Origin of the sequence: Thiomonas sp. OC7 (genome assembly GCF_900634595.1) — a bacterium.
In the GTDB taxonomy this organism is placed as follows: Bacteria; Pseudomonadota; Gammaproteobacteria; order Burkholderiales; family Burkholderiaceae_C; genus Thiomonas; species Thiomonas arsenitoxydans.
Map to the genome: position 1 here is coordinate 2,123,735 of NZ_LR131953.1, position 24,933 is coordinate 2,148,667.

At 63.8% G+C, this 24,933-nt stretch carries 24 protein-coding genes and 1 pseudogene; 16 read left to right on the top strand and 9 right to left on the bottom strand.

All coding sequences use genetic code 11. The features are described from left to right. On the bottom strand, positions 1–718 hold a 718-nt coding region (locus BIO17B3_RS10155), incomplete at its 3' end, for a class I tRNA ligase family protein (protein ID WP_156055273.1). A 151-nt stretch (positions 719–869) separates the two neighbouring features. Between BIO17B3_RS10155 and BIO17B3_RS10160 the strand changes: the two genes are divergently transcribed. From BIO17B3_RS10160 to BIO17B3_RS10170, 3 genes are all read left to right on the top strand, one after another. Next, positions 870–2,201 (top strand): NAD(P)/FAD-dependent oxidoreductase, encoded by a 1,332-nt coding sequence (locus tag BIO17B3_RS10160; protein ID WP_156053952.1) that lies wholly within the window; start codon positions 870–872, stop codon positions 2,199–2,201. A 97-nt stretch (positions 2,202–2,298) separates the two neighbouring features. After that, a complete protein-coding gene (locus BIO17B3_RS10165) occupies positions 2,299–2,655 on the top strand; it encodes an RT0821/Lpp0805 family surface protein (protein ID WP_156053953.1) in 357 nt (118 codons plus the stop codon). Positions 2,656–2,713: 58 nt separating this feature from the next. Beyond that, a protein-coding gene (locus BIO17B3_RS10170; protein WP_156052812.1) for an IS5 family transposase occupies positions 2,714–3,477 on the top strand; the annotation gives its coding sequence in 2 pieces (ribosomal slippage) (positions 2,714–3,086 and positions 3,086–3,477; 765 coding nt in all). A 169-nt stretch (positions 3,478–3,646) separates the two neighbouring features. Here BIO17B3_RS10170 and BIO17B3_RS10175 read toward each other — a convergent pair. Further along, positions 3,647–4,516: pseudogene (locus tag BIO17B3_RS10175) on the bottom strand (IS3 family transposase); the annotation flags it as partial. 58 nt (positions 4,517–4,574) lie between these two features. Between BIO17B3_RS10175 and BIO17B3_RS10180 the strand changes: the two are divergent. The 6 genes from BIO17B3_RS10180 to BIO17B3_RS10205 all read left to right on the top strand — a co-directional run bounded on the left by BIO17B3_RS10180 (position 4,575) and on the right by BIO17B3_RS10205 (position 10,603). Continuing rightward, a protein-coding gene (locus tag BIO17B3_RS10180; RefSeq protein WP_156052812.1) for an IS5 family transposase occupies positions 4,575–5,338 on the top strand; the annotation gives its coding sequence in 2 pieces (ribosomal slippage) (positions 4,575–4,947 and positions 4,947–5,338; 765 coding nt in all). A gap of 55 nt (positions 5,339–5,393) precedes the next feature. Beyond that, complete coding sequence (locus tag BIO17B3_RS10185) at positions 5,394–6,884, top strand: amidohydrolase family protein (RefSeq protein WP_156053954.1); 1,491 nt, start codon at positions 5,394–5,396, stop codon at positions 6,882–6,884. 94 nt (positions 6,885–6,978) lie between these two features. After that, the gene (locus BIO17B3_RS10190; RefSeq protein WP_156053955.1) at positions 6,979–7,299 is read left to right on the top strand and encodes a hypothetical protein; all 321 of its coding nucleotides are present in this window, start codon (positions 6,979–6,981) and stop codon (positions 7,297–7,299) included. An 83-nt stretch (positions 7,300–7,382) separates the two neighbouring features. Further along, positions 7,383–8,216, top strand: a complete 834-nt coding sequence (locus BIO17B3_RS10195) for a radical SAM protein (RefSeq protein ID WP_156053956.1) — start codon at positions 7,383–7,385, stop codon at positions 8,214–8,216. 75 nt (positions 8,217–8,291) lie between these two features. After that, positions 8,292–9,377, top strand: coding sequence for an IS630 family transposase (locus BIO17B3_RS10200; RefSeq protein WP_370512643.1), 1,086 nt, complete (start codon positions 8,292–8,294; stop codon positions 9,375–9,377). A gap of 140 nt (positions 9,378–9,517) precedes the next feature. Continuing rightward, positions 9,518–10,603 carry an IS630 family transposase gene (locus BIO17B3_RS10205; RefSeq protein WP_370512643.1) on the top strand — a complete coding sequence of 362 codons (1,086 nt, stop codon included), beginning with the start codon at positions 9,518–9,520 and terminating at the stop codon, positions 10,601–10,603. Positions 10,604–10,835: 232 nt separating this feature from the next. On the opposite strand, the gene gatB is transcribed toward BIO17B3_RS10205, so the two are convergent. The 4 genes from gatB to gatC are packed head-to-tail and all read right to left on the bottom strand — an operon-like array spanning position 10,836 to position 14,763. Beyond that, the gene (gatB, locus tag BIO17B3_RS10210) at positions 10,836–12,284 is read right to left on the bottom strand and encodes an Asp-tRNA(Asn)/Glu-tRNA(Gln) amidotransferase subunit GatB (protein ID WP_156053957.1); all 1,449 of its coding nucleotides are present in this window, start codon (positions 12,282–12,284) and stop codon (positions 10,836–10,838) included. A gap of 15 nt (positions 12,285–12,299) precedes the next feature. Beyond that, complete coding sequence (locus tag BIO17B3_RS10215) at positions 12,300–12,938, bottom strand: LysE family transporter (protein WP_156053958.1); 639 nt, start codon at positions 12,936–12,938, stop codon at positions 12,300–12,302. 8 nt (positions 12,939–12,946) lie between these two features. Beyond that, complete coding sequence (gatA, locus tag BIO17B3_RS10220) at positions 12,947–14,467, bottom strand: Asp-tRNA(Asn)/Glu-tRNA(Gln) amidotransferase subunit GatA (RefSeq protein WP_156053959.1); 1,521 nt, start codon at positions 14,465–14,467, stop codon at positions 12,947–12,949. After that, positions 14,464–14,763: an Asp-tRNA(Asn)/Glu-tRNA(Gln) amidotransferase subunit GatC gene (gene gatC, locus BIO17B3_RS10225; protein ID WP_156053960.1), complete on the bottom strand. Its 300-nt coding sequence runs from the start codon at positions 14,761–14,763 to the stop codon at positions 14,464–14,466. Before gatC ends, gatA begins: the two co-directional genes overlap by 4 nt. 236 nt (positions 14,764–14,999) lie before the next feature. Between gatC and BIO17B3_RS10230 the strand changes: the two genes are divergently transcribed. The 7 genes from BIO17B3_RS10230 (at position 15,000) to BIO17B3_RS10260 (ending at position 22,961) form a co-directional block, all read left to right on the top strand. Next, positions 15,000–16,043 (top strand): rod shape-determining protein, encoded by a 1,044-nt coding sequence (locus BIO17B3_RS10230; RefSeq protein ID WP_156053961.1) that lies wholly within the window; start codon positions 15,000–15,002, stop codon positions 16,041–16,043. Between the two features lie 161 nt (positions 16,044–16,204). Next, entirely contained in the window at positions 16,205–17,152 is a 948-nt protein-coding gene (gene mreC, locus BIO17B3_RS10235) for a rod shape-determining protein MreC (protein ID WP_156053962.1), read from the top strand. Positions 17,153–17,204: 52 nt separating this feature from the next. After that, positions 17,205–17,741 (top strand): rod shape-determining protein MreD, encoded by a 537-nt coding sequence (gene mreD / locus BIO17B3_RS10240; protein WP_156053963.1) that lies wholly within the window; start codon positions 17,205–17,207, stop codon positions 17,739–17,741. Between the two features lie 61 nt (positions 17,742–17,802). Beyond that, entirely contained in the window at positions 17,803–20,031 is a 2,229-nt protein-coding gene (gene mrdA, locus BIO17B3_RS10245; RefSeq protein WP_156053964.1) for a penicillin-binding protein 2, read from the top strand. Then, positions 20,028–21,146: a rod shape-determining protein RodA gene (gene rodA / locus BIO17B3_RS10250; RefSeq protein WP_156053965.1), complete on the top strand. Its 1,119-nt coding sequence runs from the start codon at positions 20,028–20,030 to the stop codon at positions 21,144–21,146. Before mrdA ends, rodA begins: the two co-directional genes overlap by 4 nt. A 134-nt stretch (positions 21,147–21,280) precedes the next feature. Beyond that, positions 21,281–22,276, top strand: a complete 996-nt coding sequence (locus BIO17B3_RS10255; RefSeq protein WP_156053966.1) for a sulfurtransferase — start codon at positions 21,281–21,283, stop codon at positions 22,274–22,276. A gap of 166 nt (positions 22,277–22,442) precedes the next feature. Further along, positions 22,443–22,961, top strand: coding sequence for a hypothetical protein (locus tag BIO17B3_RS10260; RefSeq protein WP_156053967.1), 519 nt, complete (start codon positions 22,443–22,445; stop codon positions 22,959–22,961). Positions 22,962–23,019: 58 nt separating this feature from the next. Here BIO17B3_RS10260 and BIO17B3_RS10265 read toward each other — a convergent pair whose 3' ends face one another. The 3 genes from BIO17B3_RS10265 to BIO17B3_RS10275 are packed head-to-tail and all read right to left on the bottom strand — an operon-like array spanning position 23,020 to position 24,875. Further along, on the bottom strand, positions 23,020–23,376 hold the full coding sequence (locus BIO17B3_RS10265; RefSeq protein ID WP_156053968.1) for a transcriptional regulator: 357 nt from the start codon (positions 23,374–23,376) through the stop codon (positions 23,020–23,022). Continuing rightward, positions 23,373–23,792 (bottom strand): hypothetical protein, encoded by a 420-nt coding sequence (locus BIO17B3_RS10270; RefSeq protein WP_156053969.1) that lies wholly within the window; start codon positions 23,790–23,792, stop codon positions 23,373–23,375. The genes BIO17B3_RS10265 and BIO17B3_RS10270 overlap by 4 nt, the downstream gene beginning before the upstream one ends. A 33-nt stretch (positions 23,793–23,825) precedes the next feature. Continuing rightward, positions 23,826–24,875 carry an MFS transporter permease gene (locus tag BIO17B3_RS10275; protein WP_156053970.1) on the bottom strand — a complete coding sequence of 350 codons (1,050 nt, stop codon included), beginning with the start codon at positions 24,873–24,875 and terminating at the stop codon, positions 23,826–23,828. Positions 24,876–24,933 lie beyond the last annotated feature (58 nt).

Genomic DNA, 24,933 nt, shown 5'->3' on the forward strand with positions numbered 1-24,933 from the left:
AGGCGAAACGTACCCCGGCGCGCTTGCCGATCCAGTTCTCCTGCATCAGCCGCACCCGCTCGGGCCAGCCGGAGAGATAGTTCTTGTCTTCGGGATCGGCCACGGCGGCCAGCAGTTCCTCGGCGTAATCGGTGATCTTGAGGTAGTAGCCGGGAATCTCGCGCTTTTCCACCACGGCGCCGCTGCGCCAGCCGCGGCCGTCGATCACCTGCTCGTTGGCCAGCACGGTCTGGTCCACCGGGTCCCAGTTCACCACTTGGGTGCGGCGCTCGGCGATGCCTTTTTCCAGCATCTTGAGGAACAGCCACTGGTTCCACTTGTAGTACTCGGGCGAGCAGGTCGCTACCTCGCGGCTCCAGTCGATCGCCAGACCCATGGCCTGCATCTGCCGCTTCATATAGGCGATGTTGTCGTAGGTCCACTTCGCCGGGGGCACCTTGTTTTTCATCGCGGCGTTTTCGGCGGGCAGACCGAAGGCGTCCCAGCCCATGGGCATGAGCACGTTGTGACCGTTCATCCGCAGATGGCGGGTGAGCATGTCGTTGATGGTGTAGTTGCGCACATGGCCCATGTGCAGCTTGCCCGAGGGGTAGGGCAGCATGGAGCAGGCGTAGAACTTTTCGCCCGGCTTGTCTTCGCGCACGCGGTAGGCGTCGGTGCTTTGCCAGTGGGCTTGCGCGGCGGCTTCCACCGCGCTGGCGTCATACTTCTCGTTCATCGTGAGGCTTGCAGGTTGAGGCCGCGCGGGCGCCCGGACAAGGATGGTTAAGCGGGCTGCGGCGTGAGGCTGCATGTTAGTGGTCGCGCAGCCGCTTGCGCCCGCACGCAAGCCGGTCTCCAATAAGGCCTTGCACCGACAACCCATCATCATGTCCCAGACTTCTACTGATTCCCCGCTGCCTCGCATTGTCATCGTCGGAGGAGGCGCCGGCGGGCTGGAGCTGGCCACCCGGCTGGGCGACACCCTGGGTCGCCGCCGTCAGGCCGACATCACGCTGATCGAACGCGGCCGCAGCCATCTCTGGAAGCCGCTGCTGCACCAGGCGGCGGCCGGCACCCTGGGCATCGACGACAACGAGCTGAACTACCTCGCCCAATCCACCTGGCATCACTTCAAGTACCGGCTCGGCGCCATGGACGGGCTCGACCGCGCGCGTCGCGAAGTGCTGGTCGCGCCCACGTTAGATGAGACCGGGCGCGAAATCGTGCCGCGACGGCGCATCGGCTACGACATTTTGGTGATCGCCGTGGGCAGCCAGAACAACGACTTCGGCACGCCCGGCGCGGCCGAGCATGCCATTGCGCTGGACACGCCCGAAGACTCCCGGCGTTTTCACCGGAGGCTGGTGAATGCCTGCATCGCCGCCAACACCCAGGTCGAGCCGCTGCGCCCGGAGCAGCTCAAGGTCGTGGCTATCGGCGCCGGAGCCACCGGGGTGGAGCTGGTGGCCGAGCTGCACAACTCCACGCGCGTGCTGGCCGCCTATGGCCTGGACCGCATCGACCCCGAGCGCGACGTGCGCCTGAGCCTGGTCGAGGCCGCGCCCCGCATCCTGCCCGCGTTGCCCGAGCGGCTGTCGGCCGCAGCCGCGGGCGAACTGGCCAAACTCGGCGTGCAGATGCATACCGGCAAGCGCGTGACCGAAGTCACCGCCACCGGCGTGCGCACCGCCGACGGCGACTTTCTTCCCGCCGAACTGGTGGTCTGGGCAGCGGGCGTCAAGGCCCCGGATTTCCTGCGCGACATCGACGGGCTCGAGACCAACCGCATCAACCAACTGGTCGTGCGCCCCACGCTACAGACCAGCCGCGACGACGCCATCTACGCGCTGGGCGACTGCGCCGCCTGCGTTTGGGAAGGCCATGCCGGCAACGTGCCGCCGCGCGCCCAGGCCGCGCACCAGCAGGCCAGCCTCATCGCCCGGCAGATCACGCGGCAACTGCAGGGCAAGCCGCTGCTGACCTTTCACTACCGCGACTTCGGCTCGCTGGTGTCGCTGGGCGAGCACAGCACCGTGGGCAATCTCATGGGTGGTCTATCGAAGGGCAGTATGTTCATCGAAGGCCATTTCGCCCGCTTCATCTATTGGCTGCTCTACCGCATGCACCTGCACGCCCTGCACGGTTTCTGGAAGACCGCCTTCCTCACCCTGGCGCGCATGATCTCTCGCACCACCGAGCCGCGTATCAAGCTGCATTGAGTTGAACCCGCATTGTCGGACCGGAAACCACGTCCGTTACAGTTTGGCAATTCATGCGGTTTGCATTAGGCTGAATCACACGACGAGGAGACAACACATGCGACACAAATCGTGGTTTATGGCGATCGCCACGGTAGCCATGGTTTCAACAGCATGGGCAGATAACTGGATGCCCGTGCTCAAGAACACGCCGCTGCAGCGCTTCAGCCAAGCCGACATCAACCAGCTATCGGAAGAAGGTGCGGCATTTTTGGGCAGCGATGCCACACTTCTGGAATGGCGCAACCCCGAGAGCCGCGCGGGCGGCAGTTTCAAGTTGATCGCCTCGGACACGCATGAAGGGCGGTTGTGCAAGACCTTTCGGGTGACGCTCTACACCCCGCGTGACCCGGCCAAGTCCGCCCGTTTGCGGGCCTGCCGCCAGCCCGCGGGCGAATGGCGCCTGGTTCCTTAGATAGCGTCGTCACGAGTTGTGGCATGATGGCGCTGTTCATACCAACCGCGCTATTGAGATGCCCGAGACGCTTCATCGACACGATCTATCAGATCGGCACTGGGAATTGCTCGAACCCCACTTGCCTGGACGAGCGGGAGTTTGGGGCGGGGTTGCGCGGGACAACCGCCAATTCATCAACGCCGTGTTCTGGATTCTTCGCACCGGTGCGCCGTGGCGAGACCTGCCCGCCTCATATGGCGGCTGGAAAAACACCCATCGGCGTTTTTGCCGCTGGCGCGACAAGGGCATTTGGGAGTCGCTCCTGGAGCAGTGCATTGATGAGCCCGATTTCGAGTGGATCATGATCGATGCCAGTCACTGCAAGGTTCATCCGCACGCAGCGGGTGCGCGGGGTGGCAATCAGGCGATGAGCCGCACAAAAGGGGGCTCAACACCAAGATACATCTGGCCGTGGATGCGCATGGTCTGCCGCTCCGAGCGGTTATTACAGAAGGTACCCGAGCGGATTGTGCAGAGGCTGAGCGGTTGATGGACGGGTTCAAGATGGACTACCTGCTTGCCGACAAAGGCTACGACAGTGACGCCATCGTGGCGCATGCCCAAGCGCAAGGCGCGCAAGCCGTGATTCCGCCACGCAAGAACCGCAAGCAACCCCGCACGTATGACAAAGCACTCTACAAACTACGTCACCTGGTCGAGAACGCCTTCCTGCATCTCAAGCGGTGGCGGGGCATCGCCACGCGCTACGCGAAAAACGTCGCCTCATTCGTTGCCGCCGTGCAAATTCGCTGCCTTGCCCTCTGGCTGCAAATCTTGTGACGACACTATCTAGGTTCAACAATTTGATATACAGAGTAGTCATCCGATTGCAGGCCATCGACGTCATCAAGTGCCCGTGGAATAACGCCACCCATCGTCAATGAGAGGCGATTTTTGACCTGCCCCCTCGCGCCGTACCAACGTTAAGTCAGGAGTCCGGGTTGCAAGGTTAATTCACCTCGTTGGGGGTTGCGGGGTGAGCAGCATCGCCAGCGCGCTGGCGATGCTGCTCGGCGAATCGCGCCGGAGGTATCCGACCCAGACTGCTGTGGGGCCGCACCTCGTTGAAGTCGCGGCGCCATTCAGCAATGGTCACTCTGGCTTGGTGCAGCGTCTCGAACCATTGCTCGTTGAGGCACTCGTCGCGGAACTTGCCGTTGAAGCTCTCGATGAACCCATTCTGCGTCGGCTTGCCCGGTGCGATCAGGATGTGGCGCACGCCGCGACTCGTGGCCCAGGCCATGAATGCCTGACTGGTGAATTCCGGTCCGTTGTCGGTTCGGACGGCTGCGGGGTAGCCGCGAAATTGGGCGGCTTGATCGAGCAGGCGCGTCACGTAGGCACCGGAAATGCCGTAGTCGACCGCAATGTCCACACATTCATGGCTGAAGTCGTCGGCCACGGTCAGGCACTTCAACCGTCGGCCGCTTACCAAACTGTCGCTGACAAAATCCATGCTCCACACCTCGTTGACCGTTTTGGCCAGTTGCAGCGGCACGCGCTCGGCCGCCGCGCGCTGGACCTTCTTGCGCTTGCGCACAGCCAGGTTGGCCTGGCTGTACAGCCGATACACCCGCTTATGGTTGATGCCCGGAAATGCGGGGCGCAGCAGGTCGTGGATGCGCCGATACCCGAACCGCCGCCGGACATGCGCGATCTCAACGATCTTGCCGTGCAGTGCCGTGTTGAGCGCATCCTGCTGGGGCGCATGGCGATAGCTATCTCTGCTGAGCCCCACGAGGCAGCACGCTCGGCGCTCGGACAAATGATGCTCGCTGATCATCTTGCCAATGGCCTCGCGTTTGACCCGTGGGGCTAGATAGAGTCGTCACGAGTTGTGGCATGATGGCGCTGTTCATACCAACCGCGCTATTGAGATGCCCGAGACGCTTCATCGACACGATCTATCAGATCGGCACTGGGAATTGCTCGAACCCCACTTGCCTGGACGAGCGGGAGTTTGGGGCGGGGTTGCGCGGGACAACCGCCAATTCATCAACGCCGTGTTCTGGATTCTTCGCACCGGTGCGCCGTGGCGAGACCTGCCCGCCTCATATGGCGGCTGGAAAAACACCCATCGGCGTTTTTGCCGCTGGCGCGACAAGGGCATTTGGGAGTCGCTCCTGGAGCAGTGCATTGATGAGCCCGATTTCGAGTGGATCATGATCGATGCCAGTCACTGCAAGGTTCATCCGCACGCAGCGGGTGCGCGGGGTGGCAATCAGGCGATGAGCCGCACAAAAGGGGGCTCAACACCAAGATACATCTGGCCGTGGATGCGCATGGTCTGCCGCTCCGAGCGGTTATTACAGAAGGTACCCGAGCGGATTGTGCAGAGGCTGAGCGGTTGATGGACGGGTTCAAGATGGACTACCTGCTTGCCGACAAAGGCTACGACAGTGACGCCATCGTGGCGCATGCCCAAGCGCAAGGCGCGCAAGCCGTGATTCCGCCACGCAAGAACCGCAAGCAACCCCGCACGTATGACAAAGCACTCTACAAACTACGTCACCTGGTCGAGAACGCCTTCCTGCATCTCAAGCGGTGGCGGGGCATCGCCACGCGCTACGCGAAAAACGTCGCCTCATTCGTTGCCGCCGTGCAAATTCGCTGCCTTGCCCTCTGGCTGCAAATCTTGTGACGACACTATCTAGCAGCCCGCTGGCCAAGTGCTCTGGCGTATTTGAAGGACTCCCATGCGCAAACCTTCCACTCCCCATCCCGGCGCTCAAACCTCGCCGCGTTCTGCCTTTTATTGCCGCTGCGGTGGCGATGAGGCCTCGCAGGTGCAGCGACGACTTGAGCGGGCATTTTCGCGCCGCGATTTTTTGCAGAGCGCGCTGGTTTTGGCTGCAGGCGTTGGCGGGCTCAGCCCTGCCGCTTCTGCGCAGCCAGCGCCCTCTGGTTCGGCAACGGCAGTTGCAGCGCCTATGGTTTTGCGCAATGTGCAGCTTTTCGATGGTCGGCGAACCCGCTTGCAGCCAGGCCTGCAAGTCGTGATCGAAGGCGCGCGGATTCGGGCCGTCGAGCCGCAGGGGCAAGGCGCACCGCAGGGTGCGCAGATCATCGACGGCGGCGGCCGGGTGCTCATGCCGGGGCTGATCGATGCGCATTGGCACAGCCTGATGGCGGCGATGTCCATGCAGCACTTGCTCATGGCCGATCCCGCGCTGATTCACTTGGCGGCTGGTTCTGAGGCGCAGCGCACCTTGCTGCGAGGTTTCACTACGGTGCGCGACGCAGGCGGGCCGGTGTTTGCGCTCAAGAGTGCCATCGACCAAGGACTGGTGCAGGGGCCGCGCATTTTTCCAAGTGGCGCCATGATTTCGCAGACCGCAGGGCACGGCGACTTCCGCTTTTTGCACGAGGTCGGGCCGGGCGCGGCCTGTAGCGCGGTAGGCCATGCCGAACACCTGGGCGCGTCGGCCATTGCCGACAGCGCCGACAGTGTGCGCAAGGCCACCCGCGAGCAATTGCTGCGCGGCGCTTCGCAGATCAAGCTCATGGCCGGAGGCGGCGCGTCATCGCTCTACGATCCACTCGATTCGGTGCAGTTCACCCTGCCCGAACTGCGCGCGGCGGTGGAAGCCGCCGAGGATTGGGGCACTTACGTCATGGCCCACGTCTATCTGCCCAAGGGCATGCAGCGCAGCATCGAGGCTGGCATCAAGGTCATCGAACACGGCCAGCTGACCGACGAGGCCACCGTGCGCCTGATGGCAGACAAAGGCATCTGGTGGTCTTTGCAGCCCTTCCTGCCGGAGGCCGCCCCGACGCCAATGGCCGATCCCGGCTCGCAGGCGAAGAGTGACGAGATCGCCACCGGAACGCGCCGGGCCTACGAACTGGCGATCAAACACAAGGTGCAAACCGGCTGGGGCAGCGACATTCTGTTCGCGCCGGGAAAAACCCATTACCAAACCGTGCGGCTGGTCGCCCTGGAAAATTGGTATTCGCCCCTGGACGCGCTCAAACAGGCCACCTCGCAAAACGGCGAATTGCTGGCGCTTGCCGGTCAGCGCAATCCCTATCTCGGCGCCAAATTGGGGGTGATCGAACCCGGCGCCTGGGCCGATCTGCTGGTGGTAGATGGCGATGTGTCGCGCTCGCTCAAGCCCTTGCTCGAACCCGATCAGCATCTCAAGTGCATCATCAAGAACGGGCGGGTGGTGAAAAACACCTTGTAGGCGCAGGGCCTCGTCTTTCGGGCCACCTTGCGCCGCGCCGAGGTGGGGGGCCTGTGTGGAGGACAATGCCCGTCCACACCACCGGGGATAGCCCATGAGCATGAAAAAGACAGACCTTGAAAAGCACCTTGCCAAGAAACTCGACGGCAAGCTGAAGTCGGGCACGATCCCGCAGCGCTTCGGTCAGGGCGCCAAGGCCGTGGCCGCGAAAGCCGAGGCCAAACCCAAGGAGAGTGCGCCCAAGCAGGTGCAACTCACCTGCAAACTGCCCGCCGATCTGGCGCAGCGCCTGCGCGACCGCGCCGTGACCGTCGAGGGCGGTGTGAATGCCATCTTGGCACAGGCCGCGAGGCAGTGGCTGGAATCGGCTGCGGGGGCCGGCCGGAAATATGAGGGTGGCAGGGCGACGGGCTAAGATCCGAACTCAGGTAGAACGACTGGATGCTATCCAGCTAGCCCCAAGTTTGCTAGTGTTCTCAACAAGAAGGAGAGCGTGAAATGCAAGAAGTGAAGATTGAGTTGCCCGATGATGAGATGCGACTCAAGTTCGAGGCGAATGAGTCTATCGTGTTCGCTTCGTCGTCCGGGCATTGCAACCTCGATTGCAGTTATTGCGTGGTCGAACCGGTGATCAAGCACAAGCCATCATTGACGTACGACGACCTCCGTTTTGTGCAAGATCGTCTCGGCGGACGTGTTTTTTTCATCTTTTCGGGCCGGGGCGACTTTTTCGCGGGGTACCGAAAGAGCGAACGCCTTCTCGCCCGACTACTGGAACATGAGGACGTCGCGGTGGCGCTGGACGTTAATGGCGTGGCGATTCATGAGTTTCTGGAATTGACCCGTGAACAGTTGACGCGAATTCGCCACATCAACCTGACGTTTCACTACCGGCAATTGATTGATCACCGCGCGCTTGGGACTTGGCACCGCAATGCGCTGGCCATGCTGGACGCCGCCGACGGCGACGATTTTTTTGTGAACTACATTCTCTCTCCCCCTGAGCGTGAACTGTGGGAGTCAGGTCTTTCTTGGTATCGGGAAAACATCTTTGATGTGTGCGGCAAACAGCTCGTGCTAATCAACAATGTGAACCTGCCGCTGTCGGGGGATGACGAAGCATTCGTTGCGGCACTGCGCGAACGGTACGGCTCAATGATCCGTAGCCTGCGCATTGGTAATTTTGAAAGCATTCTCAAAGAGTTCACGCAAGTCTCTTGCCCGGCCGGGCAGACATATTTACGAGTCTGGAATGATGGGCAAATCGACGCATGCCCGAATCTGGTCCCGCTCCAGAATATTGGTAACGCGAAGGAACGGCGCCTAGTGTAGTGTTTGATTCTTGAGTGAACTTAATTGAGTTGCTTGTCTCCAATGTTTTACTACGGTTTGCATTGGAGAGAGCAAGTGCGCGTTGCCCCGGCGATTGAATTGACCACCGAGCAGGAAAGCGAGCTGACGCGGCTGGCGCGTTCCAAGCGCACCAGCGTGCGACTGGCGCAGCGCGCGCGCATCGTGCTGCTGGCCGCCAAGGGCGTTCAGAACAAGGAGATCGCCGAGCAGCTTGGTATCGGTCGCGTGCAGGTCGCGCGCTGGCGCGAGCGCTATCTGCAAGCGGGGCTGCAAGGCATCGAGCGCGACCTGCCACGTGGCGCGCCGCCGGTCAAGGTGGACGCAGCCAAGCTGGTGGAGCTGACCACGCAAAGCACGCCCGAGACCGCCACGCACTGGAGCACACGCAAGATGGGTGAGGTTCTGGGCGTCAGTGCGAGCACTGTCATGCGGCATTGGCAGGCGCACGGTCTGAAGCCTCATATCGTGCGTGGCTTCAAGGTCTCGCGCGATCCGAAATTCGTCGAGAAGCTCGAAGACATCGTGGGGCTGTACATGTCCCCGCCCGAGCATGCGCTGGTGCTGTGCTGTGACGAGAAGAGCCAGGTCCAGGCGCTGGACCGCACGCAGCCGGGCTTGCCCATGAAGAGGGGCCGTGCGGCCACCATGACGCACGACTACAAGCGCAATGGCACGACCACGCTGTTTGCCGCACTCAACGTGCTTGACGGCCAGGTCATCGGCCAGTGCCAGCAGCACCATACCCACGTTGAATGGTTGAAGTTCTTGCGCCAGATCGACCGCGAGACGCCCAAGGACAAGACGCTGCATCTGATCGCCGACAACTACGCCACACACAAGCACCCGGCTGTGCAGGAGTGGCTGGCCAAGCACCCCAGGTTCAACATGCACTTCACGCCCACCTCTGCGTCGTGGCTGAACATGGTCGAGAGATTCTTCCGCGACATCACCACCGAGCGGCTGCGCCGCGGGGTGTTCACCAGCGTGCCCGAACTCGTGGCTGCCATCGACGAATACGTCGCACATCACAACGTCAACCCCAAGCCGTTCATCTGGACCAAGAGCGCTCGCGACATCCTGCAGAAGGTCATTCGCGCGAATAGACGCTTAAGTTCCAAACAGAATGGAACACTACACTAGATTTGCGCACGGAGCCGTTCTACTGCAGCGACGTCCGCCACTGCGACTGCTACCACCTAGTGTAGTGTTTGATTCTTGAGTGAACTTAATTGAGTTGCTTGTCTCCAATGTTTTACTACGGTTTGCATTGGAGAGAGCAAGTGCGCGTTGCCCCGGCGATTGAATTGACCACCGAGCAGGAAAGCGAGCTGACGCGGCTGGCGCGTTCCAAGCGCACCAGCGTGCGACTGGCGCAGCGCGCGCGCATCGTGCTGCTGGCCGCCAAGGGCGTTCAGAACAAGGAGATCGCCGAGCAGCTTGGTATCGGTCGCGTGCAGGTCGCGCGCTGGCGCGAGCGCTATCTGCAAGCGGGGCTGCAAGGCATCGAGCGCGACCTGCCACGTGGCGCGCCGCCGGTCAAGGTGGACGCAGCCAAGCTGGTGGAGCTGACCACGCAAAGCACGCCCGAGACCGCCACGCACTGGAGCACACGCAAGATGGGTGAGGTTCTGGGCGTCAGTGCGAGCACTGTCATGCGGCATTGGCAGGCGCACGGTCTGAAGCCTCATATCGTGCGTGGCTTCAAGGTCTCGCGCGATCCGAAATTCGTCGAGAAGCTCGAAGACATCGTGGGGCTGTACATGTCCCCGCCCGAGCATGCGCTGGTGCTGTGCTGTGACGAGAAGAGCCAGGTCCAGGCGCTGGACCGCACGCAGCCGGGCTTGCCCATGAAGAGGGGCCGTGCGGCCACCATGACGCACGACTACAAGCGCAATGGCACGACCACGCTGTTTGCCGCACTCAACGTGCTTGACGGCCAGGTCATCGGCCAGTGCCAGCAGCACCATACCCACGTTGAATGGTTGAAGTTCTTGCGCCAGATCGACCGCGAGACGCCCAAGGACAAGACGCTGCATCTGATCGCCGACAACTACGCCACACACAAGCACCCGGCTGTGCAGGAGTGGCTGGCCAAGCACCCCAGGTTCAACATGCACTTCACGCCCACCTCTGCGTCGTGGCTGAACATGGTCGAGAGATTCTTCCGCGACATCACCACCGAGCGGCTGCGCCGCGGGGTGTTCACCAGCGTGCCCGAACTCGTGGCTGCCATCGACGAATACGTCGCACATCACAACGTCAACCCCAAGCCGTTCATCTGGACCAAGAGCGCTCGCGACATCCTGCAGAAGGTCATTCGCGCGAATAGACGCTTAAGTTCCAAACAGAATGGAACACTACACTAGCGTCAGCTGGCAAGCTGACATATTTCCGCAACGTATCCAGCGATACACGGTCTGCCCCGCTTCCGCCTGCGCGGGGGGGCGGCCGTGTGCTGGCTTGGCTCAGGCAGGTGGTTCCGCGTTGAACCCAGATTGTCCATTTGCTTCATATTTCGGGAGTTTTGGGTCAGGTCTGGCTTCATAGCACTTGACTCCCCTGGTTTTCGCACCAAGAGCACGCCGAGGCAAAACAGCCTCAACCCACGGCTTTCTTCAGCATCTCACCGACCTGCTGTGGATTGGCGCGCCCGCCGGTGGCTTTCATCACTTGGCCGACCAGGGCGTTGAGGGCTTTGTCCTTGCCGGCGCGGTATTCCTCGACGTTCTTCGGGTTGGCGGCGAGTACGGCGTCGACGGCGGCTTGCAGTGCGGCGCTGTCGTTGACCTGCGCCAAGCCGCGGGCGTCGATGATGGCGGCCACATCGCCGCCGTGCTCGCCCGCCCACAGCGCGGCGAAGACTTCCTTGGCGGTCTTGCTCGACAGGGTGCCGTCGTCGATTTTGCGGGTGAGCGCGGCGAGTTGCGCGGCGCTCACGGGGCTGGCGCCGATGTCGCGCTCGTCGCGGTTGAGCTGGGCGGCGAGTTCGCCCATGATCCAGTTGGCTGCGAGTTTGGGCGCGGCGCCTGCGGCCACGCAGGCCTCGAAGTAGGCGGCGTGGGCGCGGGGCTGGGTCATCTGCGCCGCGGCATCCAGGCTCAGGCCGTGGGATGCGACGAAGCGCGCGGCCATCTGGCCGGGAAGCTCGGGCATGTCGGCGCGCACCCGCTCGATCCACTCGGGCGAGATGACCAGCGGCGGCAGGTCGGGGTCGGGGAAGTAGCGGTAGTCGTGCGCGTCTTCCTTGGTGCGCATGGTGCGGGTCTCGCCCTTGTCGGGGTCGTAAAGCCGGGTTTCCTGCACCACCTTGCCGCCGTCTTCGATGAGTTCGATCTGGCGGCGCACCTCGAATTCGATGGCTTTTTCGAGGAAGCGAAAGCTGTTGAGGTTTTTGATTTCGCAGCGCGTGCCCAAGGGTTCGCCGGGGCGGCGCACCGAGACGTTGGCGTCGCAGCGGAATGAGCCTTCCTGCAGATTGCCGTCGCAGATGTCCAGCCACATGACCAGCGCATGCAGCGCGCGGGCGTATTCGGCGGCTTCGCGGGCGCTGCGCATGTCGGGCTCGGTGACGACTTCGAGCAGCGGCGTGCCCGCGCGGTTGAGGTCGATGCCGCTGGCGGCGTTGCCCGCGCGGTCGAACAGCCCGGCTTCGTGCAGCGACTTGCCCGCGTCTTCTTCGAGGTGGGCGCGGGTGAGCTGCAGGCGGTGCGGTTTGCCGTCCACCAGAAACTCGACCACCCCGCCCTGCACCACGGGAATCTCGTACTGGCTGATCTGGTAGCCCTTGGGCAGATCGGGGTAAAAGTAGTTCTTGCGGGCGAAGACGGAGCGCGGCGCGATGGTGGCGCCTAAAGCCAGACCGAGGCGGATGGCGCGTTCCACCGCAGCGCGGTTGGCCACCGGCAACACGCCGGGCAGCGCCAGATCGACGGCGCAGGCCTGAGTGTTGGGCGCGGCGCCGAACGCGGTGGACGCGGCGGAAAACATCTTGGACTGGGTGGAGAGCTGAACGTGGGTTTCCAGCCCGATGACCACTTCCCATTGCATGACAAGATTCCTTGATTAGTTTGAACGGCGAAACGCCGAGAGCAGCAGCGCGGCGCCGATGAACAGGGTGCCAAAACTGCGCTGCAGCCAGAGTTGATGCTGCTTTGATCGCAGGGCGCGCAGCACCCGCGCGGCCAGCAGGGTGTAGCCGTTCATCACCACGATGTCGGTGATGAACAGCGACAGCCCGCACAGCAGATACTGCGGCAGTTGCGGCGCTGCCGGGTTGATGAACTGCGGCAGCACCGCCAGCATGAACACCAGCCCTTTGGGGTTGCTGGCGTTGATGAGAAAGCCGCGCAGCACGAGCTGGCCGCGCGTGGGCGGCGTGGTGTTTTTTGCGCTGCCGTCGGCATCGACCAGCCCATGCGCCGGGGCACGCCATTGCTGGATGCCCAGCCACAGCAAATAAGCCACGCCGAACCACTTGATCACGCTGAACGCGGTTTCGCTCGCAGCCAGCAGCGCGCCCAGCCCAGCGGCAACCACCACCAGAATGGCGGCGATGCCCAGTTGCAGGCCGAGGATGTTCCACACCCCCACACGCCAGCCGTGCCGCAGCCCCGTGGTCATGCACGAAATCGCGCCCGCACCGGGCGAGAGGCTGATGAGCCAGCTTGCGGCGAAGAAGGTCAGCCAGGTGTGCAGATCCATCGGCGGGCTCAGAAGGGGCTGCGGCGATGCCAGTCGCTCGCCTGCTGGAACTGATGCGCCACCTGCAGCAGACGCTCTTCAGCGAAGTGCGGGCCGATGAGTTGCAGGCCCACGGGGCGGCGCGCGTTGGCTCCCGCGCCGAAGCCCGCGGGCACGCTCATGCCCGGCAGCCCGGCCAGACTGGCCGAGAGGGTGTAGATGTCGGCTAGGTAATTGGCCAGCGGGTCGGCCTTTTCGCCTCGGTTCCACGCCACCGTGGGCGACACCGGCCCGGCGATCACGTCGCACTGGGTGAAGGCGCGGACGAAATCGTCGGCGATGAGGCGGCGGATCTTCTGCGCCTGCAGGTAGTAGGCGTCGTAATAGCCGTGCGACAACACATAGGCGCCGATCATGATGCGGCGCTTGACCTCGGGGCCGAAGCCTTCGGCGCGGCTCTTGCCGTACATCTCGGCCAGGTCTTTGTATTGCGCCGTGCGATGGCCGAAACGCACGCCGTCGAAGCGGCTCAGGTTGGAGCTGGCCTCGGCGGGGGCGATGATGTAGTAGGCCGGAATGGAGAGTTCGGTCAGCGGCAACGAGACGTCCACCAAGGTGGCGCCCAGGCTCTCGATCGTCTTGAGGGCGTCGCGCACGGCGGCTTCGACATCGGCGGCCAGGCCCGCGCCGAAGTACTCGCGCGGCAGGCCGATGCGCAGGCCTTTGAGCGGCTGCGCGGTGGTGGCGCCGGGCAGGGGTTGATCGAGCGCGGCGACATAGTCGGGCACGGCGCGCTGCACGCTGGTGGCGTCGCGCGGGTCGAAGCCGGTCATCGCGGTGAGCAGGGCGGCGCAGTCCCACGCGGTCTGCGCCATCGGGCCGGCCTGGTCGAGGCTGGAGGCGAAGGCGATCATGCCGTAGCGCGAGCACAGGCCGTAGGTCGGTTTGATGCCGGTGATGCCGCACATGGCCGCAGGCTGGCGGATCGAGCCGCCGGTGTCGGTGCCAGTGGCGGCGGGGACGAGCCTTGCGGCCACCGCCGCGGCCGAGCCGCCGCTGGAGCCGCCGGGAATGGCGGCCAAGTCCCAAGGATTGCGCACCGGGCCGTAAGCCGAGTTTTCGTTGGCCGAGCCCATGGCGAACTCATCCATATTGGTCTTGCCGACCGTGACCATGCCCGCGCCTGCAAAGTCGTCAGCGCCCGAGCCCAGACGGGCGACCACGGTGGCGTCGAACGGGCTGACATAACCGGTCAGCATGCGCGAACCGGCGGTGGCTGGGAGGGCGCGGGTGACGAACACGTCTTTGTGCGCCAGTGGCACGCCCAGTAGCGGCCGGGTGTCGCCCGCGGCGCGGGCGGCGTCGGCGGCTTGCGCCGCCTGCAGCGCACCTTCGGCATCGACGTGGAGGAAAGCGCCCAGATCGGCGTGGGCGGCGATGCGGTCGAGCGCCGCGCGGGTGAGCTCAGCGCTGGACACTTGCCGGGCGGCCAGCGCGGCGGACAGGGTGCGCAGGTCGGCTGTGGCGAAATCGGTCAGGGATGTGCTCATTCGACCACCCTCGGCACGAGGAACAGGCCGTCTTGTGCGTCGGGCGCGTTGCGCAGCGCGGCGTCGCGGATATTGCCCTCGGTCACGGCGTCGGCGCGCAGGCGCAGCGGCATGTCCTGCACGGCGGAGAGCGGGTGCGCCAGCGGCTCGACGCCGTCGGTATTGACCGCACGCATTTGCTCGACCACGGCGAAAAACGCGTTGAGATCGGTCAGCAGGTGGTCGCGCTCGCTGGCGGTCAGATCCAGCCGGGCGAGTTGCGCCAGGCGGTCGATATCGGGAAGAGTGAGTGACATGGTGGGGAGGCGGCAATCAGGGACGCAAAACAGGGACGCAAAACACGCCGCTCGGCGAGCGGGCGGATCGGGGGGCTTCCCCTGCAGATGGGTGCGGAAAACGTCATTTTATGCGCATGCATGGGTTATGATGCTTCGATTTGGCGCACGGGATTTGACCGAAAAATCAAGCCCGTTTGTTGCTTATTTCACACACCTCCAGAAAGCCGGGCGCGCGGTTGGCGCCCCCATATTCCATGTTCCGAACATTCCGGCAGTATTTTTCGACGGATCTGGCTATCGACCTCGGCACCGCCAACACGCTCATTTATGTGCGCGGCAAGGGCATCGTGCTCGACGAGCCGTCGGTTGTCGCCATCCGCCACGAGGGCGGCCCCAGCGGCAAGAAAACCATTCAGGCCGTGGGCAAAGAAGCCAAGCAGATGCTGGGCAAGGTGCCGGGCAATATCGAGGCCATCCGCCCGATGAAAGACGGTGTGATCGCCGACTTCACGGTGACCGAGCAGATGCTCAAGCAGTTCATCAAGATGGCGCACGACACCCGGATGTTCCGGCCCAGCCCGCGCATCATCATCTGCGTGCCCTGCGGCAGCACCCAGGTCGAGCGCCGCGCCATTCGCGAGTCGGCGCTGGGCGCGGGCGCCAGCGAGGTGTACCTCATCGAAGAGCCCATGGCTGCGGCCATCGGCGCCGGGCTTCCGGTCAGCGAAGCCACCGGCTCGATGATTGTGGACATCGGCGGCGGCACCACAGAAGTTGGCGTCATTTCGCTGGGCGGCACGGTGTACAAGGGCAGTGTGCGCGTGGGCGGCGACAAGTTCGACGAGGCCATCATCAACTACATCCGCCGCAATTACGGCATGTTGATCGGCGAGCCCACGGCCGAAGCCATCAAGAAGCAGATCGGCTCGGCCTTTCCTGGCTCCGAGGTCAAGGAAATGGAAGTCAAGGGCCGAAACTTAAGCGAAGGCGTGCCGCGCAGCTTCACCATTTCCAGCAATGAAATTCTCGAAGCGCTGACCGATCCGCTCAACCAGATCGTCTCGGCGGTGAAAAACGCGCTCGAACAAACCCCGCCCGAACTGGGCGCCGACATCGCCGAGCGCGGCATGATGCTCACCGGCGGCGGTGCGCTGCTGCGCGACCTCGACCGCCTGCTGGCCGAAGAAACCGGCCTGCCGGTGCTCGTGGCCGAAGACCCGCTGACCTGCGTGGCCCGCGGCAGCGGCATGGCGCTGGAGCGCATGGATCGGCTGGGCACCATTTTCACGTCGGAGTAATCGGCGCCTTTTGCGGTTGTTTTGCGGCGGTTTTTTGATCGGCGGTCTTCCCGGGGTGCGCCAGGGTGCTTCACTGATACCGCCACGCACCTGATCCGGGCACTTTCGATTCGAACCGTTTCGACTCGATCCTTTTCCGCCCTGCGTTTGTTCTCTTTCCCATGGCCTACGGCACTCTTGAGCGTTCACCTCCGCCGTTTTTCCGGCAGGGGCCTTCTGCGCTCACGCGGCTGGTGCTGTTCTCCGCGCTGGCCATTTTGCTGATGGCGCTGGATGTGCGGTTCAAGGTCACGCCCATGCTGCGCCAGGGCCTGTCGGTGGCGATCTATCCCTTGCAGCGCATGGCTCAGGCGCCGGTGGACTGGTCGCGGCAACTGAGCGGCTATCTTGAAGCGCCGGCCAAGGCGCAAGCTGAAATCAGCCGCTTGCAACGCGCCAATGTGGCCTTGTCGTTGCAGTCCCAGTTGGAAGCGCAGTTGCGGCTGGAAAACAACCGCCTGCGCGGTCTGCTCCAGTTGCAGCAGAGCCTGCCGCCGAAGTCGGTGGCGGCGCAGATCAGTGCGCAGGCCAGCGACCCGTTCAGCCGCACCGTGGTGATCGACCGCGGCAGCCTGCAGGGCGTCGAACTCGGCTCGCCGGTGATCGACGAAACCGGGCTGCTCGGCCAAGTTACGCGTGACTACCCGTGGAGCGCCGAAGTCACCCTCATCACCGACCGCGACGCCGTGGTGCCGGTGCAGAACCAGCGTACTGGCGAACGCGGCGTGGTGTACGGCGAGCCGGGGCTGGGCCAGGGCGGCATGGAGCTGCGCTGGATGCCTGCTGCCGCCGATGTGCGCGTGGGCGATGTGCTGGTGACCAGCGGGGTGGACGGCATCTATCCGGCAGGCCTGCGGGTGGCGCGGGTGACTGCCGTCACGCGCCAGCGCGATACCGCGTTTGCTCGGGTGATGTGTGCGCCGCTTGCCGATGTCGAAGGCGGACGGCATGTGCTGGTGCTCCAGCCGCTCACGCCGCTGGTGGCGGGGCCATCGGTCAAGGCCACCGAGCCGCAGGTGCAAAAGTCGGGCAAGGCGGTGCCCAAGCCTGCTGCCGCCGCTTCACATTGATCTGACTGCTGTGTCTTTCCTGCCCCGCCGCCGTCGCTCCGATCAGGGCGCCATGCCTTCCGCACGAGCCCCTGCGGGCGGCGCGCGCGAGGTGTTGCTGCTGCCGGTCAACCCCTGGTTCATCGCGCTGAGTCTGCTGATAGCGCTGCTGATCGACTTTTTGCCGCTGGGCCGTCTGGCCTGGATGCCCGATATGGTCGCGCTCACCCTGGTGTTCTGGAATGTGCATCAGCCGCGCCGCGTGGGCATGGCCGTGGCGTTCGTGCTGGGGCTGGCGGTGGATGTGCAGCAGGGTTCGGTGCTGGGGCAGCATGCGCTGGTTTACACGGTGCTGAGCTATTTCGCCATCACGCTGCACCGCCGGCTGCTGTGGTTTCCGCCGCTGCAGCAGGCTTTGCATGTGCTGCCGCTGTTCGTGGCCACGCAGGTGCTGTTGCTGCTGGTGGGCATGTGGGCCGGCGGCAGCTTTCCAGGCTGGGCATTTTTGCTGGCGCCGGTTGTGCAGGCGGCGCTTTGGCCCTTGTTGTCCTGGCTGCTGCTGGCGCCGCAGCGGCGCGCACCGGATTCCGACCGCAATCGGCCTTTGTGATGGCGACCGTGCTGAACCTTGCGCCCGCAACGGGCTCAATCTCTATTTACGCCTCTTTGCGATGACCGAGCTGCGCAACATCGAACGCGAGCTGTTCCGCTTTCGCCGCCGTCTGATTCTGGCCGCGGCCGTGGTGGTGCTGAGCTTTGCGCTGCTGATCGGTCGCTGGGTGTGGCTGCAGGTGGTGCGGCATCGGCAGTTTTCGACCCAGGCGCAGGACAACCGCATTGCGCTGGTGCCGATTCCGCCGCAGCGCGGGCTGATTCTCGACCGCAACGGCATCATCCTGGCCAACAACTACGCGGCTTACACGCTGGAAATCACGCCGTCGAAGGTCAAGGGCACATTGCAGGACACCATCGATGCGCTCAAGGCCATCGTGCCCATCACGCCGTTCGACGAGCGGCGCTTCAACAATCTGCTGGGGCAGTCGCGGCGCTTTCAGTCGCTGCCGATTCTCAACAAGCTCAGCGATGATGAGGTGGCTCGCTTCGTGGCGCAGCGCTTTCGTTTTCCGGGCGTGAATGTGCGGGCAAGGCTGTTTCGCAACTATCCGCTGGGCGCGCTGGGTTGCCATCTGCTGGGCTATATCGGCCGCATCAACCAAGCCGAGCAGCAGCGCATCGACGACAGTGACGACGCCAGCAACTACCTCGGCACCGACCATATCGGCAAGCTGGGCGTGGAGCAGGCTTACGAGACGCAGCTGCACGGCATCACCGGCTATGAGGAAGTCGAGGTCAATGCCGTGGGGCGGCCGGTGCGCAAGATCAAGACCGTGGCGGCCACGCCCGGACAGAATTTGGTGCTCGGAGTCGATATCCGCCTGCAAAAGCTCATCGAAGACCTCTATGGCAAGCGGCGCGGGGCTTGCGTGGCCATCGATCCGCGCAACGGTGAAGTGCTGAGCTTCGTCTCCATGCCCACCTTCGATCCCAATCTGTTCGTCGACGGCATCGATCAGGTCAACTGGGACGCGCTCAACACCTCGCCCGACCGGCCGCTGCTCAACCGCGTGTTGCGCGGCACCTTTCCGCCGGGCTCGACTTACAAACCTTATCTGGCGACGGGCGCGCTGACCGACGGCATCCGCACCGCGCAGTGGAGCTTTCACGACCCCGGTTTTTTCATGTTCGCCGGACACCGTTTTCGCGATGACGTGCCAGGCGGGCATGGCATCGTCGACATGCACAAGGCCATACAGGTGTCGTGCGACGTGTATTTCTACATGGTCGCGCATGATTGGGGCGTGGACGGCATGGCCAAGTGGACGCAGCAGTTCGGCTTCGGTCAGGCTACCGGCATCGATCTCAAGGGCGAGGCCAAGGGCGTGCTGCCTTCGCGCGAGTGGAAGCGCAAGGCCTTTCGCAGCCCGGCGCAGCAGCGCTGGTATCCCGGCGACACCATCAGTCTGGGTATCGGCCAGGGCTACAACAGCTTCACCCCGCTGCAGATGGCCACGGCGCTGTCCACGCTGGCCAATCAGGGCACGCGCTACGAGCCGCGCGTGGTGCGTGCGATCGAAGACATGGGCACGCGCCGCTTCACGCCGGTGGTCGCGCCAGTGGCCCAGCGCATCGACCTCGATCCGGCGTACTGGCAGGTGGTGCATGGAGGCATGATGGCGGTGAACCAGACCGGCGGCACGGCGGCGGAAGCCTTCAAGGGCGCGCCTTACACCACGGCGGGCAAGACCGGCACCGCGCAGGTGTTCAGCGTGGGCCAAAACCAGACCTATGACGCCAAGGACATCGCCCATCATCTGCGCGACCATGCGCTGTATGTGGTTTACGCCCCGGCCGACAACCCGGTGATCGCCCTGGCGATGATTGTGGAGAACGCCGGATTTGGCGGGGTTGCGGCCGCGCCCATCGCGCGCAAGGCGCTCGACTATCACCTGCTGGGCCTCTACCCCACCGACGAGGAAATCGAGAAGATCAGCGGCGCCAAGCCGCAGCCGGTGCAGTTTGCCTACGCGGGCGAGCGTGAAGGCGTGCCGATCATTCCTGGCGCCAAGCCACCGCCTGTTCCGGCGACATCCGCCCCGGCGGGCGCTGCTTCTGGAGCTGCTTCTGGAGCCGCCGCGATGGGGGCCGCAGGAGTTGCGGCGAAACCCGCACCTGCACCGGCGGCTGCGTCTCGGGCACGCGCCCAGCCCACCGCCTTCGATGCGGAGGCCGTGGGCAACTATCCGCGCACCGCCTGCACGGGTGGTTTGCGCGCGCCGCTGTTCACCCGCTTCGGCGCCCGGCCCGATGTGAGTGATGAATCGGAAGGAGTGAGGCTATGAGTGCGACCTTCGGCCGTCCGCCGCTCTGGCGGCGAGTGCGCCCCTATCTCACCGGCTTCGATGCGCCACTGGCCGCGGCGCTGCTGTGGCTGGTGGCCATCGGCTGCATCGTGCTGTTTTCCGCGCTGCAAGATGCGCATGTGCCGTTCGACGATCATCTGCGCAATCTGGGCATCGGTTTTCTGGTGCTGTTCGTCGCGGCGCAGGTGCCGCCGCAGCGGCTGATGCAGATCGCCGTGCCGGTCTACACCTTTGGCGTCGCGCTGCTCATCGCCACGGCCATGTTCGGGCTGGTGCGCAAGGGCGCGCGCCGCTGGCTCGATCTGGGCGTCACCGTGGTGCAGCCGTCCGAGATCATGAAAATCGCCGTGCCGCTGATGCTGGCCTGGTACTTCCAGAAGCGCGAGGGCCAGATCCGGGTGAAGGATTTTTTCATCGCCACGGTGCTGCTGCTCATCCCCGTCGGTCTCATCATGAAGCAGCCCGACCTCGGCACCGCGCTGCTGGTGCTGCTCACCGGGGCCTTCGTCATCTTCTTCGCCGGGCTGTCGTGGCGGGTCATCGCCTTGCTGTTTGCGCTCGCCGCCGCCAGTGCCCCGGTGATGTGGCACTTCATGCACGACTATCAACGGCAGCGGCTGATGATGCTGCTCGACCCGCAGAGCGATCCGCTGGGCAAGGGCTTCAACATCATCCAGAGCATGATCGCCATCGGCTCCGGCGGGGTGTTCGGCCAGGGCTATCTGCACGGCACCCAGGCGCATCTGAACTTCGTGCCCGAATCGCATACCGACTTCGTGTTCTCGGTGCTGGCCGAAGAGTGGGGGCTGGCCGGCAATCTCATGCTGCTGGCCGCCTATACCTTCTTCATCGTGCGCGGGCTGATGATCGCCGCCAACGCGCCCACGCTGTTCTCGCGCCTGCTGGCCGCGTCGGTCACGCTGATTTTTTTCATCTACGCCTTCGTCAACATGGGCATGGTGTCGGGCATCCTGCCGGTGGTCGGCGTGCCGCTGCCCTTCGTCAGCTATGGCGGCACCGCGCTCATCACCCTCATGCTCGGCGCGGGCATGCTGTTTTCCATCGCCAAATCCAAGCGCCTGGTGCAGAGTTGAACACTCGGTAGTTGGAGATTCGCGCGGGATCATCCATAAATTCGATATCCGTCAGCCAAAGAAATCCCTGTTTTTGCTGCGCTGCTCCTGCGAATAATCGGCACTCCAATCATCATTACAACTGGAGGAGTCGAATGAAAATCGCTCGAAGGGGTTTGCCCAAGGGGTGGATAGGAACGTGGCTGTTCGCGCTCGCTGCGGTGACGAGTGCCGCGCAGGCGGCTGTGCTGCCGGGCGCGCTGGTGACGCCGCCCTGGCTGCACGACCACGCGAAGCAGGTGCAGATCGTCGATATCCGCGACAGCCTGGGCTCGCTCACCAACGATCCCAAGTACGCCACGGTCAATGGGCAGAAAGTGCTCGAAGAGGTGGGCGGGCATATTCCGGACGCGCTGTCGGTCAACTTCTGGGGCCTGCGACAAAAGCATGTGATCGACGGCAAGGCGATCGACTTCATGTTGCCCACAGCCAAGGAGTTTGAGGAAACCATGCAGGCCGTGCAACTGGAGCCGGGCAAGCCCATTGTGATCGTGCCTACCGGCGACGACGCCACCTCGCTGCAGGAGGCGGCGTTCTTCGCCTGGGAACTGCAGGTATTTGGCGTGCCGCAGGAGCAGATTGCGATTCTCAACGGCGGCATGCACGCCTGGACTTCGGCTGGTTATGACGTAGATACCGACGCCATCGCCCCCATGAGTTCCAGCAAGTGGAAGGCCCAGGCGCCGAACCCGGCACTGCTGGCGACGACGGCCGAAGTGCAGGCGGCGCAGCGTGCGCATGGGCTGCTGCTAGATGCGCGTCCGCTGGCTCAGATCGCGGGCCTTGAGCGCACGCCCGTGGTGCCGACTGCCGGAAGACTGGCCGGCGCCTCTCCCCTGCCGGCCGAACTGCTTTATCGCAACGCGGATGACGGCTCCTGGCGGTTTCTCTCTGCGCACGTCTACCGCAAGGTGCTGGCCGGTAGCGGCGTGCAACGTGTCGCTCCGGGCATCGTGTATTGCAACACCGGGCAGTACGCGGCTGGCGCCTGGTTCGTGATCGACCGCATCATGGGGCGCAAGGGTCTGCGCGAATTTCCTGGCGGCATGAACGAGTGGGAGCAGCGCGGCCTGCCCGTGGTCAGTTTCTGAACGCTCGCTTGTGCAGGGCTGGCCGCGTGCCGGGCGGCCCTGCGCAAAGTGCGCCGGCAAGTGGCGACCAACAACAGGTGACAGGCGATACACCCTGAAGCAAATGCCGTCGCCAACGCGTGATAAAAAGCATAAAAGATATTCATCCCATACCGAGGAGACAAACATGATTCGTACCCCCCTTCACCGCAAGCTGATGCGTCCCGCGCGCCATCTGACTCTGGCTTTTGCCCTGCTGGGCGCCGGTCTGATGCAGGCACAGGCGGCCAATCCGTCGATGCTGAACGACTTCAAGTTCGACGCGCCGACCTACATTCACAAGCTGCCATTCGCCAAATACGACGTGGTGTTGCAAGTCAGCGAAGATGAACCCGCCCGCTGGGATCTGGTGCTCAACAACGCGCAGAACATTCTCGACGCCGTGGGTCAGGAAAATGCGCGCGTAGTCGTGGTGGCCTTTGGCCCGGGGCTGAAGATGCTGTTCAAGAACAGCCCGGTGGCCAAGCGCATTTCCTCGTTGAACGATGAAGGCATCGAATTCGACGCTTGCCACAACACCATGGAAGGCATGGCGAAAAAACTCGGCCACCTGCCGGTACTGGTGCCGCAAGCGGTCATCGTGCCCGCCGGGGTGCTGCGCATCATGCAGCTCGAACACGCGGGGTTTGAATACATCAAACCCTGACGTGACGGGCTGATTGTTTTCGCGGCTTTGGCAGGTCTGTAGGGCCGATCTGCACGATTCAAGTAACCCCTTGCGCGGGCTGCGCTGCGGCATTAACGGTCTCTTGCAGGCGGGTCGGCTCGACCTGTGCGAAAGCGATCAAGCCCTGCAGCGCGGCCACATAGGCCAGCAGTGCCTCACGACCCGTAGTCGTTAGCGAGTAGACGGTTTGCGGGCGTGGTCCGTCGCTGGTTTTGTGAGATTGCACATAGTCTGCGGCGATCAGCTTTTTCAAGTGGGCATCGAGGTTTCCGTCAGACACCCCGATCAGGCGCTTGAGGTCGGAGAACGTGGCTTGTCCCGCACCAGCCAGATAGGCCGCGATCTGCGTGCGCAGCGGCTGGTGCAGCAAGGGATCAAGGGCGTCGATGCTCACGGCGCGGGCGGATTCAGTGCGTCCATCTGGAGGTGCAGCACGGCGGCATCTTTGCCGTCCTTGCCGGGGATGTGCATCTGGAATTGGGTCTTGAGCATCTGGTCCCAAGGCCTCCAGTGCTGGCCGTCCAGGCTGGCGTATTGCCGGTAGCCATAAATGCCGCGCTTGAGCACGATGTGCAGGGTGGATTCGGCGCCCTGGGTGAAGGCGCTGCCGTCCACCACGGTGCGGATGGGCAGCGGCGTCCCGGCGGGGAAGTACAGCACATAGGCGTCGCCGCTGGGTAGCGGCTGACCAATGGTGACCACGGGCAACTTGGACGTTTCGGCCGCCGTGGGAGCGGGGCCGGGGGGCAGGCTGCTGCAGGCCGCCAGCGAGGCGCTGGCGAGCAGTAGAGGCAAGAGCAGGTTTCGCATGAAAAACTCCAGTTGGGGTTGAAAGAGGACGGATCAGGACGGGTCGCGTGCGGTCATATTCACCACCAGCCCGATTTGCAACTGCGGGCCGACGCCCGGTTGCAGCGTGGCGCGCATCCAGGGAATAAGCAGGGCCGTTGGATAGCCTTCGTGCTGCCAGGGACCTGTGGGGTAGCGCCATTGCCCCGTCGGTCGCCCGTGCTCGACCAGCACTTCCACCGGGCGTTTGAGTACCAGGGGCAGCACCGAACTGGCGCTGGGAGAAAAGGCATCGCCTGACACCTCGACGTGCACCGGTATGGACAGCCCGGCAGGCAGCAGCACGGTCTGCCGCGTCAGCGGATTGCGGGCACATTCCTGCAAAGTCTGCAGCGGAGCGGCGGCGGGCTGCTGCGCGTCGGCCAGGCGCTGTGCCAGCAGCGGCGGGACAAGCACCACGCCCAGCCAGAGCAGCAGCTTGGCGCCGCGCAGCCAAAACGGTGTCGACGTTGCATGCCTTTGGCCCTGCAGCAGGGCGAGCAGCGGCATTCCGAGGCCGAAGGCGGCTGCAGCCAGGTACTGCAAGGACTGTGCATCCAGACGAAACAGCACCGAGCACACCCCGAGGGCGATGAGCAGACCGCCGACCCACTCGACCGTCTGCTCCGAAAACAGGCCATGCACATACAGACCCAGGCCGACGAGCACCAGCCAAAGGGGGAAGACGAGGTAGGCGCCGCCAAAGAAAAAGGTGGCGAAGGTGCCCAGCACGCCGGCCGACAGCAGCAGCCACCACACCTTGAGCACCTGGCGATGGATGAACGACCATAGTTCGTCGCGCGCCAGCTTGGCTCGCCGGGTGAGCTGCCAGTCCAGCAGGCTGACCGCACCGAGCAGCAGGGACATCAGTCCCAGCCAGGCCATGGCGCGCGTTGCGGCGTCGGGGATCTGATCGGCGGTCAACAGGTGGTTGCTGACCAGGGCCAGACCGCCAAAGCTCGTCCCCCACAGAATCAGGCTATGAGACTCCAGGCGCAGGCTGCGCTGCCCGGCACCCAGCATGGCGTGGATGCTGTCGAGCTGCTGTGAGGCGATGGATGGCATGCGATCTCCCTGAATCACTCTGTTTCGCAGAGCTTATTACTCTGCGAAACAGAGTGTC

Bases quoted from the DNA above. Each gene is read 5' to 3' on its own strand.
- mrdA (WP_156053964.1), top strand. From the start codon at position 17,803: ATGACCGAGCTGCGCAACATCGAACGCGAGCTGTTCCGCTTTCGCCGC.
- rodA (WP_156053965.1), top strand. From the start codon at position 20,028: ATGAGTGCGACCTTCGGCCGTCCGCCGCTCTGGCGGCGAGTGCGCCCC.
- BIO17B3_RS10275 (WP_156053970.1), bottom strand. From the start codon at position 24,875: ATGCCATCCATCGCCTCACAGCAGCTCGACAGCATCCACGCCATGCTG.
- gatB (WP_156053957.1), bottom strand. From the start codon at position 12,284: ATGCAATGGGAAGTGGTCATCGGGCTGGAAACCCACGTTCAGCTCTCC.
- gatA (WP_156053959.1), bottom strand. From the start codon at position 14,467: ATGAGCACATCCCTGACCGATTTCGCCACAGCCGACCTGCGCACCCTG.
- BIO17B3_RS10195 (WP_156053956.1), top strand. From the start codon at position 7,383: ATGCAAGAAGTGAAGATTGAGTTGCCCGATGATGAGATGCGACTCAAG.
- BIO17B3_RS10255 (WP_156053966.1), top strand. From the start codon at position 21,281: ATGAAAATCGCTCGAAGGGGTTTGCCCAAGGGGTGGATAGGAACGTGG.
- BIO17B3_RS10230 (WP_156053961.1), top strand. From the start codon at position 15,000: ATGTTCCGAACATTCCGGCAGTATTTTTCGACGGATCTGGCTATCGAC.
- mreD (WP_156053963.1), top strand. From the start codon at position 17,205: ATGCCTTCCGCACGAGCCCCTGCGGGCGGCGCGCGCGAGGTGTTGCTG.
- BIO17B3_RS10215 (WP_156053958.1), bottom strand. From the start codon at position 12,938: ATGGATCTGCACACCTGGCTGACCTTCTTCGCCGCAAGCTGGCTCATC.
- gatC (WP_156053960.1), bottom strand. From the start codon at position 14,763: ATGTCACTCACTCTTCCCGATATCGACCGCCTGGCGCAACTCGCCCGG.
- BIO17B3_RS10165 (WP_156053953.1), top strand. From the start codon at position 2,299: ATGCGACACAAATCGTGGTTTATGGCGATCGCCACGGTAGCCATGGTT.
- BIO17B3_RS10160 (WP_156053952.1), top strand. From the start codon at position 870: ATGTCCCAGACTTCTACTGATTCCCCGCTGCCTCGCATTGTCATCGTC.
- BIO17B3_RS10185 (WP_156053954.1), top strand. From the start codon at position 5,394: ATGCGCAAACCTTCCACTCCCCATCCCGGCGCTCAAACCTCGCCGCGT.
- BIO17B3_RS10190 (WP_156053955.1), top strand. From the start codon at position 6,979: ATGAGCATGAAAAAGACAGACCTTGAAAAGCACCTTGCCAAGAAACTC.
- BIO17B3_RS10260 (WP_156053967.1), top strand. From the start codon at position 22,443: ATGATTCGTACCCCCCTTCACCGCAAGCTGATGCGTCCCGCGCGCCAT.
- mreC (WP_156053962.1), top strand. From the start codon at position 16,205: ATGGCCTACGGCACTCTTGAGCGTTCACCTCCGCCGTTTTTCCGGCAG.
- BIO17B3_RS10270 (WP_156053969.1), bottom strand. From the start codon at position 23,792: ATGCGAAACCTGCTCTTGCCTCTACTGCTCGCCAGCGCCTCGCTGGCG.